We start from the raw sequence: 13,356 nt of genomic DNA, 5'->3' as shown, positions 1-13,356 counted from the left end.
GCCCGATAACCGCTGACGTCCCGGCTCCCCGCGAGCCAACAGGGGCGGGGATGGATCGAAGTCGCCGAGTCATATGAACACATTATCATTTGATCATATAAAGGCAAGTTGATAGGCTGCGCCTGCAACAAAAGTGACTACGGCGGCACAGGATCCACCCGGGGCGACGCCCCTGCCTGGCGTTAGGCCGAGAATCCTGCAGCACCGGTCGTCGCAGGCGGTTGCTCGAGAGAGCCCCGGGTCGAAACGCACGCCGGTGGCGGGTGAAGCGGCCTTCCCATGGTGTACTGATCGCACTGGCGCCGACTCCGCTATGCTCGCCGCGGCATGATCGGAGACCTCTCGGGTCGGCCGTTCCACCATCAACCCACGCCCCGGTGACCGGGACACGTTCCGGAGACGAGATCATGACAGGACCATCAGCGGATGTCACCGACGCCGCTATTTTTGTGGCCTTCCCCGTCGCGGCGGCCGTCATCGGATCGGTCATCGCTGTTCTGCGGCCCCCGGGGCTGAAGACCACCAGCGCTGTCCAGCATTTCGCGGCGGGTGTCGTCATGGCCGCATTGGCCGGCGAGGTGCTCCCGGATCTGCGGAACGAAGGAAGCCTGCCCTGGGCTATTGCCGGCTTCGTCGCCGGCACGGCTGTGATGCTTGCACTTGGCGCGCTTGGCCGGCGACTTGAGCAGAAGCAGGAATCGTCCGGACCGGGGCTGCCGTTGGGCTTGCTCGTTGCCGTGGGAATCGACCTGCTCCTAGACGGCATCCTGGTCGGGCTGGGGGCGTCACTCGGTGCCCGCCAGGGCTTGATCCTGACGATTGCTCTGACGATAGAGATACTCTTCATAGGCCTCTCCGTAACGATTAACCTGACCAGCAACGGCCTGTCGCGAACCCGGGCGGTAGCCACGACCAGCGGCCTGGGCCTGCTTACGGGCGTTGGCGCCGTCGGTGGTGCAGCTGCCCTCGGCGGCGCCAGCAACCAGACACTGGCCTTGGTCCTTGCTTTCGGTGCCGCCGCCCTCCTTTACCTGGTGGTGGAGGAACTGCTGACGGAGGCACATGAACATGCCGAGACCGCATTCCTGGGCGCTATGTTCTTCCTGGGCTTCCTTACCATCTACATCCTCGCCGCCCTCTAGCCCGCGCGGATCATGCTGATTGCGGCCGCGGTGATTTATGCACCGGGGGACAGTAAGCTACCGCCCCCGGTTTGTCGGATTCATTTTCTCTGGGCGGCCCCCGACCAGCCCTCGGCACGACTGATGCGGTCACGTTCATTACGACTGGCCGGTGATAGTCAGGAGAATGAGCACGCAGTTGAGGCCAACGATGAGGAAAGCGCTTGCCCAGCCGGCGATTTTTAGCGGGCGTGAATCGGTGTGGATGCCCATAATGTCCCGTCTTCCGGTGAGCCGGATCAGCGGTATGAGGTCGAATGGAATGCCGAAACTCAGCAGGACCTGGCTCAGGACCAGGGCGAGTGTGGGTTCGATCCCGGCCCCGAGAACGGCCAGGGCCGGCACCAGGGTGATGACGCGGCGGGTGAGAAGCGGAACCCGGATTTTGAGAAGTCCCCCCGCCCGCCAACAGGGGCAGGCCGAAGAGCAGATTCAGTGCCACCGCACCGGCAACAACCTCGGCCTGACCCAGTACAGCCGCCTGCGCCGGGTACCCAGGCGCTGGCCGAGAATTTCCGGAAGGCTGTGGCCGGTGGCAAGGCCAAGCTTGGCCGACTGGTACTGGACGAGGACGGCCATGGCATTCACGACCACGAGCACCTAGACGAGCAAGTATCCGAAGTTTGTACCCGCCGTCAGGTTCGCCGCAACATTTCCGGGATCCACGTAGGCGATAGAGGCGACGAATGCCGGCCCCATCAGCAGCAGCCGCGCCCGCCACCGGTGATTGATCGCCCGGCTTTCCGGGAGGGTGGAAGTGGCCATCGGGTCCTCGCCATCGGGGTTTCTGATATGACCGCAATAGCGATAATTCAGCCTTACTGAAACATTTTTTTCGGCGTTCCTAACTCGGTGCGGATCAGCCGTGGTGTCCTCCTTGGTCGGGCTACCTGCCCTTCCACGCGACGGCAGCCCCTGAGGCACCAATAAACCCGGCAAGTGAAAACAGAATGCCGACCACCCTGTCCGTGCTGTCAGCGGCCCCTGCGATGAACAGCACCCCCAGCACTCCCACGATGGCCATGGCGATGACGCAGAGAAGTCTCATTGATTCCTTCGGTGGCAAGGGAACCTCTACGGTTGTATCCCAGATGCTGTGGCACCATCCAAGGTACTGTCTCCGCCGCGTAACGGCCGCACCATGGTCCGTCGCCAGCGCCTTACCAAGGAGCGGGACGTAGCCACAACCGGCAGTCCGGCCGGCTTACAGGCGTCAGCACCGTTGGTTTGGTAGGGCGGCTGTCCCCTCCATATTCTTTCCTCCTTCTCACTCTCTACATATTGGCCCCGCCTCTGGCCCGCACGTGCGCCTCCGGCGGTGCGGGCCCGGCGGGATCCGCGGGTCGTCGGCCCCCTTCGGTGGCGAACCATACTGTCCCGCGCATGGAGGGTCGCACACGGCCGCCCCCTCCGGAAACCGAACCGGCGCGGCGGCGGACATGCCCGTGGCGATCACCACATTGGCCACTCACCGCCCACCGGCATAGCCGCCCCGGTCGGCCGAGAATCCCACGAAAAATCAATCCATGAGGAGTCGTCATGAACGCTTCACCTGCCACGCTGACCTGCCCCAAATGCGCTGCGGAGATGCGTCCCTACGAGCGTAACGGCGTCATCATCGACCAATGCACCGGGTGCCGCGGAATCTTCCTGGACCGGGGCGAGCTCGAGTCCCTGATGGACGCCGAAGCCTCGTTCTACGCGGCCCGGAACCCCGCCCCCGCGAGCCCGCAGGCCCCGTATATCCAGCCTCCGTCCCCGCAGGCCCCGTACGGTCAGCCGGCTTACCCGGACCGCAGGGACGGACACCACGGCTCCGGGCACGGGGACCGGCACGACAGCCGCAAGCGCGGCGGGTTCCTCGGTGACCTGTTCGGGTAGTCCCCGCAGACCTTACTCCCGCCAATTGATCCTGATCCCGTGAATTGAGAATTGAGCACGCATGGCAACCGACACACAACTTGACCTGAGGACCGTGCTGCCGGAGGCGCTGGATGAACAGGACGCCTGCGTCCGCATCCTGACCGACGGCCTGCAGGCCCGGGAAGGCGTCATCAACGCCCACGTCAAACGCCCGGACGGCGCCGAAGCGGCGCAGCTGTGCGTGCATTTCGAACCCGGTGTCATTAGCCTGGGCAGGATCCGTGAGCTGGCCCTGTCTCTCGCATGGGAAGCCCAAAGACCCCTCATCTCGTCCGGCGCAACGGGGAAGACCGGGGCAGCGGCGTTGAGGATCACCGGCGGCGTTCCGGCCGGCGGGCCAGCTGCTGAAGGTATTCGTTATACGCGTCCAGCTCCGGAGTGCCTTCTGTCGCGGCGGACCGGTCGGAACGGGCCCAGCCTTTGGCCTCATCCCGCTGCCAGCGGACCAGGATGAACATGAGCATCAGGACCCCGGGCAGTTCCCCATAGGACCAGGCCAGGCCGCCGGCGACTCCCTGGTCCGTCATGGGGTTGACGTTCCATTGCGGGGGAGGTGTGGAGAAGAAGTCGATCATCGGCGCGGTGGCCATCATGAGGACGACGCCGAAGAACGCGTGCAGGGGCATTTCGGCGAACATATCGATCATCCGGCCGAAATGGCTTTGGCGCGTCGGCAGCGGGTCCGCTGAGATCAGCGGAACCGTGAACAATATACCGGCGGCCAGGAACAGCAACTCGAGTCCGACGTGCCCGTACCAGCTGGGCAGGAGGAGATCCGCACTACCGGAGAAGTACACGCCGTAGAAGCTGAGCAGAAACAGCGGCACCATGAAGGCCGGGTGGATCGCCAGCCGGCCCCAGCGGGAGCGGAGACCCCAAATGGCGGCGCGCAGGACCACCCGGCCCGGCCCGAAGTGAGGTGTAGCCCGCAACAGCAGCGTCCCGGGGGAGCCGATTACCAGCAGCGGCGGCACGGCCATCATCAGCGTCAACTGCTGGAACATGAAGATTGAGAACATCCGCAGCCCGTAGCCTTCGATCCCGGCGCCCATGACCACGATGATGGCCAGGGAGCCGGTTAGGAAGGATGCGGTGCGGACCGGCGACCAGCGCCGACCCTGCCGCCAGAGACTTATGGCACCGGCGAGATACAGCAGCGCGCCGAGAGCGGCCAGAGCCGGTATCAGGGGTATGGGCTGCAGGTTGGGAGCCAAGTATTCGGCCAGCGAAGGGGGCAGCGTCGGGATCCAGACGGGCCCGTCGATTTCCGGTTCCGCCATCACGGCACCCGGATCCGGCGTGCCGGGTGCGTTAGCGTCCGGCGACCATTTTCAGTCTGTCCTGCCCGGTGTGCCCGACATGTGTCAGGCCCAGGTCCAGGAGCATGCGGACGTGGGCGTCCGCCAGCGAGTAATAGGCCATCCTGCCGGCGCGCCGGACGGTCACCACGCGTGGTCCGCGCAGCAGCCTCAGGGCATGTGAGACGCCGGATTCGCTCAGGCCCGTGGTGGCGGCCAGATCGCAGACGCACATTTCGCCTTCGAGCAGGGCGATGAGGATCCGGACCCGTCCCGGATCCGAGAGCAGGCCGAAGATGACGGCAAGGTCCGCGACCTCGGCCTCCGCGGGCATCCGGGAGCGGACCTGTTCGACTTTGTCGGCATCCACCAGGCGGAGGGAGCATTCGCTGACCTGGCCGGCAGGTGTCGGGGGCCGTGAGCTTGTGGTCATTTGTCAAGATTACCTCTAATGCTAATGCTTCGCATTTACTCCGCGGCGGGGGACCACCCCGGGCGTCCGTTTAACGTGTGAACAACTCTACAGATAATCTGGTTGAGACCGGCAGTGCGCCGGCACCGCCTGCGGCTGTACACGGCAGCGGGTCCGGACCCACGACTTTGAGGATGCATAGTGGCGTTGAAAGCCCCCGCCTCTGCCAACACGCCGACGGTTTCGCCGCGGTTGGTCTGGCTCGCCGTTGCCGGTGTCATTGCGGTGGTGGCGGTCCTGGCGGCCAGTGCATACGGCAGCGCCGCCCTGCCTCCGGAAACCCGGGACCCTGGAGCTCTGGTGCGCTGGGGCTACGGGATCGCCCAGACTCTCCAGAACACCGCCGCCGCGGCCACGATCGGCGCCCTCGTTTTCGCTGCCTGCATCATCCCGCCGGCGCTGCGGGGTCCGGGGCGCGGGAACCCCGGCCGAAGGGGACCGGTCTCTGCGGCGGTGGAGCACCCCGCGTTCACCCGCATCATGGTGCTGGCGTCCACGGCCAGCGTGCTCTGGACGCTGTCCGCCATGGCCGTCCTGGTCTTCAGTTTCTCCGACATCACCGGCATCCCCATCTCCGGCAGCAGCGAATACGCCTCCCAGCTGGCCTCCTACATCACCGAGTTGCCGACAGGGACAGCGTGGCTGTGGGTGGTCATCATTTCCGCGTCGGTATCGACGCTCACGTTCGGTCTCCGGTCCCGCGGCGGACTCGCCGCTGCGGCGCTGCTGTCCCTGGCCGGGCTCCTTCCCATGATCCTCATCGGGCACGCTGCCGGCGGCAGCGACCACGAGCAGGCCATCAACTCCCTGGGCCTTCATCTGGTGGGGGTGTGCTTGTGGCTGGGTGGGCTGATTGCGCTGACGGTCGGAGGGACCGCCTTTGGCAAGGACACCGCGGCGGTCCTGGAACGGTTTTCTACCCTGGCCGGTTTCGCTTTCATCCTCGTGGTCGCCTCCGGCATCATCAACGCCGCCATCCGCATCGACCTCCCCGCGGGGCTGGCCTCGCCTTACGGCGTCCTCCTTCTGGGCAAGACAGCTGCCGCCCTCGTTTTGGGCGCCATCGGCTTACTGCACCGCCGACGAATCCTCCCGCAGCTGTCCCTGAAGCCCGGACCCGGGACGCACACCCGGTTGCTGTGGCGCTTCATCGTCGTGGAGCTTTTGATCATGGGCGCGGCCAGCGGCCTGGCCGCGGCCCTGAGCCGGACGCCTCCGCCCGGGGGAGAGGACATCCGGCCGGCCCTGACGCCGGCAGAGATCCTCACCGGCTACCTGCTGCCCCCGGAGCTGACTGCAGAGCGGTGGTTCACCGTCTGGCGGCCGGACTGGCTCTGGATCGCCGTGGCCCTGACCGGCGCTTATCTGTATCTGCGGGCCGCGCAGCGCCTCCGGGTCCGCGGTGACACCTGGCCCTGGGCCCGGTCGCTGCTGTGGCTGACCGGCCTGGCCGCACTGGTGTTCTTCACCTCAGGCGGTCCGTCTGTCTACGGCAGGGTCCTGTTCAGCGCCCACATGCTGGACCACATGGCTCTAACCATGGTCGTCCCGGTGTTCCTCGTCCTCGGGTCCCCGGTCACCCTCGCGCTTCGAACACTGGCCCCACGGCATGACGGTTCCCGCGGCCCCAGGGAATGGATCATGGTTCTGGTCCATTCACGGGTGGCCGCCATCGTGACCCACCCTTTGTTCGTTGCCGCCAACTTCGCCGGATCCATCGTTCTCTTTTACTACTCCGACGCGTTCGGCTTCGCCCTCCGTGAACACGTCGGGCATGAACTAATGACGGTCCATTTCGTTATCACCGGCTACCTCTTTGTTCTATCCATGATCGGCACCGACCCTGTTCCGCGCCGTGCGCCCTACCCGCTGCGGCTGCTGCTGCTACTGGCCACCATGGCTTTCCACGCCTTCTTCGGCGTGACCCTGATGGGCTCAACCACCCTGATCCAGTCGGACTGGTTCACCGGTCTGGGGCGGGACTGGGGGCTGCCGGCGCTGGAGGATCAGCAGATGGCCGGTGCGATCACTTGGGGTATCGGCGAGATCCCCACCGTGCTGATTGCCCTCGGCGTGGCGGTCATGTGGTCACGGTCCGATGCCCGCGAAACCCGGCGCACCGACCGTGCCGCAGCCCGGAACAACGACGCCGACCTCACCGCCTACAACGCCATGCTCGCCCGCCTCGAGGAACGCAGCACCGCAACGGACCGGACCCATGACCGGGCCAACTAGCGCACTGCGACCCCTCCGCCCCGGCACCCAACTGCCAGCCGGACAGAACACGAAATGCTCCGAATCCAGAAATCACTGTATTATCCGGGAAATGCGCATACTGTCCACGCCCGATGTTCTGGCACGCTTCGGCAAGGCACTGGCCGACCCGACCCGGGCAGCCATCCTGCTCGAACTCAAATCCGGCCCGGCGTGCCCCTCGGAACTTGCCGACCGGATCGGAGTCAGCCGCCAGATCCTCTCCAACCACCTGGCCTGTCTGCGCGACTGCGGGTTGGTGGCCGGGGACCCCGCAGGACGACGGGTCCAATACCGACTCTCGGACCCGCGACTGGTGCACGCCCTGGATGACCTGCTCGGCACGATCCTGACCGTCGACCCGATCTGCAGCTGTGCCGAGCCCGATTGTCCCCAGGACAAGCCGTCCCCGCTGACCGGCCAGGAACGCATGACGAAGGTAGGCCCATGAGCGGGCACGATCACGACCATGGCGCGGCCGCCGCGGGTAACCGCAGCAAACTGATTCTCGTCTTCGCCATCACGTTCACCGTGATGATCGCGGAGATCATCGGCTCGGTCCTCACCGGCAGCCTGGCGCTCCTGGCCGACGCGGGCCACATGTTCACCGACTCGACCGGGCTGCTCATCGCCCTGATCGCCGCCTCGCTGGCCCTGAAACCTGCCGCGGCCAAACGGACCTGGGGGTACAAGCGCGCAGAAATCATCGCCGCGGCCGGGCAGGCTGCCTTGCTGCTGGGCGTCGGCGGGTTTGTCATCGTTGAGGGCATCCGCCGCCTCATCGAGCCGCCCGAAATCGGAGGCGGAACGATGTTGTGGTTCGGCGTCATCGGCCTCGCCGGCAACGCCGTGGGGCTCATTGTTCTGGCCTCGGGCCGGAACCACAACTTCAACATGAAGGCCGCGTTCCTGGAAGTGCTCAACGATGCGCTGGGGTCGGTGGCCGTGACTGTCGCGGCGATCATCATTGCCGTCACCGGCTGGGTCCAGGCCGACGCCGTCGTGTCCCTGCTGATCGGTGTCCTGATCATTCCCCGTACGCTGAAGCTGCTCCGGGACACCGTCAACGTGCTGATGGAAAACGCCCCGCAGGGCCTGGACATGAACGAGGTCCGCGAACACATCCTAGCCCTGCCCCACGTCATTGACGTCCACGACCTGCACGCCTCCCTCGTCGCCTCCGGGACACCCGTCCTCTCGGCGCACGTCACCGTCGAGGACGGCTGCATGACGGACGGCCACGCTGCGACCATCCTGGCGGACCTGCAGAGCTGCGTGGCCGAACACTTCGACGTCAGCGTCGAACACTCCACCTTCCAGATCGAACCCGCCGCCCACCGCGACCAGGAAAGCATCCACCACTGATGACACAGACCACGACAGCCCCCGCCCCACCGGACCCCGCGAAAAAGGTCCGTCTGGTCCTCTGGATCCTCCTGGGCGTCATCGTCACCGCCGGCGTGATCTGGTACGCGGTCTTCACCGCCGCTAAGCCGGCGCCGCCGGCACCGCAGCCGGTGGCCGACGCGCAGCTGGTCCGCGACGACAGCCACCGCGTCACTTCACCGGCCACAGAGAAGGCCCAGCTGGTCGAGTTCCTGGACTTCGAATGTGAATCCTGCCGGGCAGCGCAGCCGCTCGTGGAGGAACTGAAGAAGGAATTCGGCGACAGGATCACCTTCGTCAACCGCTACTTCCCGCTTCCCGGACACAGGAACTCCGGAACCGCGGCCCTGGCCGTGGAGGCCGCCGCGCAGCAGGGCAAGTACGAGCAGATGTACACCAAAATGTTCGACACCCAGCCGCAATGGGGCGAAAAGCAGGACTCCCAGGCGCCCCTGTTCAGAACGTACGCGCAGGAACTGAACCTGGACCTGACCAAGTACGACGCCGCCGTAGCGGACGAAAAAACCATTGACCGGATCCGCAAAGACGTCGCCGACGGCAAGGCGCTGGGAGTGACCGGCACCCCGACCTTCTTCCTCAACGGCCAAAAGCTGACACTCAGCACCGAGGCGGACTTCCGGCAGAAACTTACCGACGCCGCCAAATAAGGCAGTCGCCGTGCACGGCCGCCTGCTTTTGCCCGGCCAACACTTTCTACGTAGTGTAAAACTTTCTGCCTGAGGAAGGAGCCCGACGGTGAAACGACGCGCGCCGTTTCGGGTCACCAGGGCCCTCGCCGCGGCCGGGACGGCCCTCTTCCTTGCCGCAGCTGCGCATCTTGGCGCCGGGGGGGCACTGCCGACGCCGCCGGTCATGGCAGCGCTGGCCGCTCTGGCCGCCCTCACCGCAGCGCCCCTTACCGCGCGGACCATGACAGCCCCCATCCTTGTCGGCTATCTCCTCGCCGGGCAGTTCGCCCTCCACCATGCCTTCGCCGCACTGTCTGTCCCCGCAGCACCCGGGGGTGTGCCGGTTGCACACGTACACGGCAGGACGGACGTTTCCTTCCAGGGATCCGTCGGCCGGCCGGGAGTCCCGGACGCCTATCCGGCCGATGCCATGCTCGGGCTGCATCTTCTGGCCACGCTCGCCACCGCCCTGGTCCTCGCACGGGCCGAGGCCACGCTGTGGATGCTGGCCTCATGGCTGAAGGCCCTGATAGCCCCGCCGGCTCCAGCGGCCCTGCCACCCGTGTCCCGCACCGCAGCCACCGGCGAGGGGCGGCGCATCCACCTGGGAACTTCGCCCGGACGGGTCCCGGCGAGGGGGCCGCCGCGGACAGCGGCCTGCTCGGCCGGCCCCGCCACCCTCCCAACCACCCAGAATTGCGAACACACCATGAACCTGACCCACAAAAAGCGCACCCTCCTTTCCCTGGCCCTCGCAACCGGGCTGTTAATCCCTGCGATGGCCGCCGGGCCAGCGCAGGCCCATGATGCCCTTCAGTCCACATCCCCGGCAGCGGACACAACCGTGACCTCCCCGCCAGAGACAGTCTCGCTAACTCTCTCGGAGCCCCCGACCGATTCGGCCAGTCTGAACCTGAGCGTCATCACGGTCACCGACGGGGAGGGGAAAACAATCAGTGACGGAAAAGTGACCGTTACGGGCGCCACGATCTCCACGAAAGTCACCCCGGGGGCCAATGGAGCCCACAAGGTGCTGTGGCGGGCCGTCTCCTCCGACGGACACCCGATCGACGGAAACTACGCGTTCACCGTCCAGAACCCGTCCCGAACTGCGTCGGCCGCACCCGCGACGCCGTCGCCGGCGCAGACCTCCGCCCCCGCCGCAGCAGGCAGCACAGAAGTTGAACCGGCCAAAGGACCCAGCAACGACAACGCGCTCCTCACGCTCGGCGTCGCGGCCGCGGTCATCGCTGCACTGGCCGGCATCCTCTTCCTGGCCCGCCGCAAGCGGGCGAGAAACGAGAACTCCTAAAGCCCGGGACGCACTCCCCGCCCGACCCAGGGACCGGACCACCCGGTACCAGAGTCAGCCCCGGGCGGCGGCCACCGCGGCCGCCGCCCGGCGGAACCGGTACCGTGTCAGGACCCCGCCGGCGGTGGCGGCGGCCATGATGACCAGACCTCCTACGCCAATGTTAAATAGCACCGGTGACCAGCCCGACAGCGGCGCGGACGCATCTGCCGCGGCGACGATGGTCCCCCAGTACGCGATGGTGGCTGCCATCCAGACGGCGCCAGCGGCAACCGTCAGCCAGGACCACCGCGAGAACCATGTTCGGCCAGGGCCGTATGACAATGCCACGGCAACGGCGACGACGCCGCCGACAGCCAGGATCTGAAGACCAAGCAGGTAGGGCCCGGCGACCAGTCCGACCGGTACACAAAGCCCGCCGATGAGCACCAGGCGCCGGGCACCCAGTGGCATACCTGCGTCCGGACCCTTGCCGGAGCTGGGCGGCAGGGGGTTCTGGCGGTCGTCGTCGGCTGGAGACATCGTTTTCATGGATCCTTGAGAGAGTCGAGGTTGGGGGATGCACCTGCGGCGGCGCCACAGTGCGCACGCCCGGAGGCACAGGCTGCGTTAACCTCCCCCAGAGACGTTACAGCAACGCCTGAACAGATGTAGAGCGGGCAGAAGGAACTTGACTGCGATCTGGCCGACGGCCCCGGCGCCCAGTCCCAGCAGGAACGCGCCCAGGGTCGGCTGGTACACGGTGGGCCGGCCACGACCCCGAGGACGGCCGGCGCAGGCAGCGATCCGGACCCGGAAGGCGCATGCCCTGGCCCCCTCAATTGACGAAGCTCCGGTCAAATAGCGGTTGACCGAAGCTTCGCTCCATTATGCACAGCTGCGCCTTACCGTTCGCTGGGAAGGCCGCCCCGTCCATGAGGGTCCCTTGACCCTGACCTTCGCCTCGTGTTCTTCACGGCTTTCCGTGCAGCCTGGGCGAAATCATCCTGCAGTGCGGCAGCGGAGGAGTCCGCCTGCTCGGGACCCGATGACGACCGGTCCGAGCGGCCACATCGGAAAATCTGCCGGAGGCCGTGCCGCTCGGGGTGGAGCAACCGGCACGCATTTGCTGTTTGATGCAGGGTTCGGGCTAGGCGGGAGACGGCGGGAACCTGATGCTTTTTGATGCGTTGGGCGGCACTACTGGCCACGGCCCGAATTGTCCAGTTGCGGATTGCCCGCCACCGACGATGGGCCGGGAAGGATGTTCGATGAAAAAACCACGACGGTAAGCCTGGGGGAAAATGCCGAATCCGGGCCATGCACCGGATGGGATGGAAACAACGGTGGCCAGGAATTCGCCCCCGGCATCCGCCCGTCTCTGGGCTACTTTTGGAGGCGTCTCCGGACCCCCTGACCGCGGACGACGACGCCTGTGCTGTGAAGCACAAGGCCCACTCCGATGACCGGAAGGGACGCGACCGTCAGGCCATCGATCCGGGACAGGTTTCCCGCGATGTTCAGGAGTATCCCGGCCGCGATCAGGCCCATGGCACCAAACACGAGCGCCTTGTACGAGCCGGTCGAGGTGTTCCAAAATTCATTTAGCACCCTGGCAGTTTAGCGGCTGGCTCTCCGGAACGGCCGGCGGATACCTGGTCGCGGCCGGTTCCTCGCGCTGGTGTGCGGGCGATGACCCTGCTCTTTCCCAACGCGCATCGGAGCACGCACAGCTCCGACTCTCAAAAATGGCTTGCGGAATGGGGACGGTCCGGCCCGCGGCTAGGGTGGTGATGTGCATTGCGACATTACTGAAGAAAAATCCCGGTCCGGAACATCCTCCCGGGCGCGAGGTGCGGGCAGGCCTTGCCTTGCCGGAACCAGGCGCGGCGCGCTGGGGCCGGGGACGCTACTTCGGTCCGGCCAGTGACGTACTCGTTCCTTCTGACCCGGCAGTGGCTGGGGATACTGGGGCTCGCCGCACTCTTCGCCGCGGCCTGCGTCGGATTGGGAAACTGGCAATTGGAGCGCCGGAATCAGGCCGTGGCAGAGATCCAACGTGTCCAACAAAACTATGACAAAGAACCCATCCCGTTCGAATCTGCCCGTAGGCACTTCGAAGTAGCCGGACCCGGAGCCAAGTGGACGCCCGTATCGGTGCGCGGCCATTACCTGGCGTCTGATCAGCGGATCGTCAGAAACCGGCCAAACAATTCCGCTCCCGGGTATGAGGTCCTGGTTCCCTTTCGACTGGTTTCCGGGGAGACAATCGTGATCAACCGGGGGTGGCTGCCCATCGGCAATCTCAAGCCCGGTTACCCCGATGCCGTACCTGCTCCTCCGGAAGGAACCATCGACGCCGTCGTGCGGCTGAAGCCCGCGGAGCCCGGATTGGGCCGTGCCGCGCCCGAGGGCCAGCTGGCCAGCATCGAACTGGTGGCATACACGCGCCAGCTCGCGTATCCACTAATGACGGGCAGCTATGGTCTGATGGCTTCGGAGTCTCCCGGACCGGATGAAACGCCGCTGCAATTGACCCCACCATCCGTGCAGGAGGGGTCCAACCTTTCCTACGCCCTGCAGTGGATCACCTTCGGCGTGCTCGCCTTCGTGGGCTTCGGATACACAGCCCGGCAACACGCCCGGATGCGGCGCGAGGAACTTGAAGAGGCTGCCCCGGTCACGGCCAACAGTCCGCTTCACCCGTCCCGCGCGCGGCGGCGCGCCGGCTCGGACGACGAAGAGGATGCCATGCTTGACGCTCTCGGCCTTTAAAGCACGGCATCCCGTTTCTTGCCATTTCGCGCGTCGACCTGCGTGACCTACATGTGGCCCACGGGGCTGGCTCTGGTCATACCGGTGC

General features: G+C 66.0%; 13 protein-coding genes and 1 pseudogene. 8 read left to right on the top strand and 6 right to left on the bottom strand.

Translation table 11 applies throughout. The features are described from left to right. The first annotated feature begins 407 nt into the window (after positions 1–407). On the top strand, positions 408–1,142 hold the full coding sequence (locus tag ABC337_RS17845) for a ZIP family metal transporter (RefSeq protein ID WP_412885053.1): 735 nt from the start codon (positions 408–410) through the stop codon (positions 1,140–1,142). A gap of 138 nt (positions 1,143–1,280) precedes the next feature. On the opposite strand, the pseudogene ABC337_RS17840 reads toward ABC337_RS17845, so the two are convergent. Both ABC337_RS17840 and ABC337_RS17835 read right to left on the bottom strand, forming a co-directional pair. Then, a pseudogene (locus tag ABC337_RS17840) lies at positions 1,281–1,946 on the bottom strand (Nramp family divalent metal transporter). Positions 1,947–2,067: 121 nt separating this feature from the next. Beyond that, on the bottom strand, positions 2,068–2,229 hold the full coding sequence (locus ABC337_RS17835) for a hypothetical protein (protein WP_412885054.1): 162 nt from the start codon (positions 2,227–2,229) through the stop codon (positions 2,068–2,070). A 491-nt stretch (positions 2,230–2,720) separates the two neighbouring features. Between ABC337_RS17835 and ABC337_RS17830 the strand changes: the two genes are divergently transcribed. Next, a complete protein-coding gene (locus ABC337_RS17830; RefSeq protein WP_412885055.1) occupies positions 2,721–3,062 on the top strand; it encodes a TFIIB-type zinc ribbon-containing protein in 342 nt (113 codons plus the stop codon). Positions 3,063–3,415: 353 nt separating this feature from the next. Here ABC337_RS17830 and ABC337_RS17825 read toward each other — a convergent pair whose 3' ends face one another. Both ABC337_RS17825 and ABC337_RS17820 read right to left on the bottom strand, forming a co-directional pair. Then, the gene (locus ABC337_RS17825; protein ID WP_412885056.1) at positions 3,416–4,384 is read right to left on the bottom strand and encodes a cytochrome c oxidase assembly protein; all 969 of its coding nucleotides are present in this window, start codon (positions 4,382–4,384) and stop codon (positions 3,416–3,418) included. 31 nt (positions 4,385–4,415) lie between these two features. Further along, a complete protein-coding gene (locus ABC337_RS17820) occupies positions 4,416–4,835 on the bottom strand; it encodes an ArsR/SmtB family transcription factor (RefSeq protein ID WP_412885057.1) in 420 nt (139 codons plus the stop codon). Between the two features lie 180 nt (positions 4,836–5,015). Here ABC337_RS17820 and ABC337_RS17815 point away from each other — a divergent pair, with 180 nt between their 5' ends. The 5 genes from ABC337_RS17815 to ABC337_RS17795 all read left to right on the top strand — a co-directional run bounded on the left by ABC337_RS17815 (position 5,016) and on the right by ABC337_RS17795 (position 10,514). Beyond that, entirely contained in the window at positions 5,016–7,109 is a 2,094-nt protein-coding gene (locus ABC337_RS17815; protein WP_412885058.1) for a bifunctional copper resistance protein CopD/cytochrome c oxidase assembly protein, read from the top strand. 91 nt (positions 7,110–7,200) lie between these two features. After that, a complete protein-coding gene (locus ABC337_RS17810; RefSeq protein ID WP_011689621.1) occupies positions 7,201–7,578 on the top strand; it encodes an ArsR/SmtB family transcription factor in 378 nt (125 codons plus the stop codon). Further along, positions 7,575–8,492 carry a cation diffusion facilitator family transporter gene (locus ABC337_RS17805; RefSeq protein WP_412885059.1) on the top strand — a complete coding sequence of 306 codons (918 nt, stop codon included), beginning with the start codon at positions 7,575–7,577 and terminating at the stop codon, positions 8,490–8,492. The genes ABC337_RS17810 and ABC337_RS17805 overlap by 4 nt, the downstream gene beginning before the upstream one ends. Then, positions 8,492–9,181, top strand: a complete 690-nt coding sequence (locus ABC337_RS17800) for a DsbA family protein (RefSeq protein WP_400160606.1) — start codon at positions 8,492–8,494, stop codon at positions 9,179–9,181. The genes ABC337_RS17805 and ABC337_RS17800 overlap by 1 nt, the downstream gene beginning before the upstream one ends. Positions 9,182–9,269: 88 nt before the next feature. Then, a complete protein-coding gene (locus tag ABC337_RS17795; protein ID WP_412885060.1) occupies positions 9,270–10,514 on the top strand; it encodes a copper resistance CopC family protein in 1,245 nt (414 codons plus the stop codon). Between the two features lie 54 nt (positions 10,515–10,568). On the opposite strand, the gene ABC337_RS17790 is transcribed toward ABC337_RS17795, so the two are convergent. Continuing rightward, a complete protein-coding gene (locus ABC337_RS17790; RefSeq protein WP_253033717.1) occupies positions 10,569–11,045 on the bottom strand; it encodes a hypothetical protein in 477 nt (158 codons plus the stop codon). 834 nt (positions 11,046–11,879) lie between these two features. Beyond that, entirely contained in the window at positions 11,880–12,104 is a 225-nt protein-coding gene (locus ABC337_RS17785) for a DUF3188 domain-containing protein (RefSeq protein WP_253033716.1), read from the bottom strand. A gap of 315 nt (positions 12,105–12,419) precedes the next feature. Between ABC337_RS17785 and ABC337_RS17780 the strand changes: the two genes are divergently transcribed. Further along, the gene (locus ABC337_RS17780; protein WP_253033715.1) at positions 12,420–13,268 is read left to right on the top strand and encodes an SURF1 family cytochrome oxidase biogenesis protein; all 849 of its coding nucleotides are present in this window, start codon (positions 12,420–12,422) and stop codon (positions 13,266–13,268) included. The last annotated feature ends 88 nt before the right edge of the window (positions 13,269–13,356 follow it).

Source organism: Arthrobacter phoenicis, from assembly GCF_047238215.1.
In the GTDB taxonomy this organism is placed as follows: Bacteria; Actinomycetota; Actinomycetes; order Actinomycetales; family Micrococcaceae; genus Arthrobacter.
The sequence above is the reverse complement of the archived record's forward strand: the minus strand, read 5'-3'. Positions and strand labels throughout refer to the sequence as shown.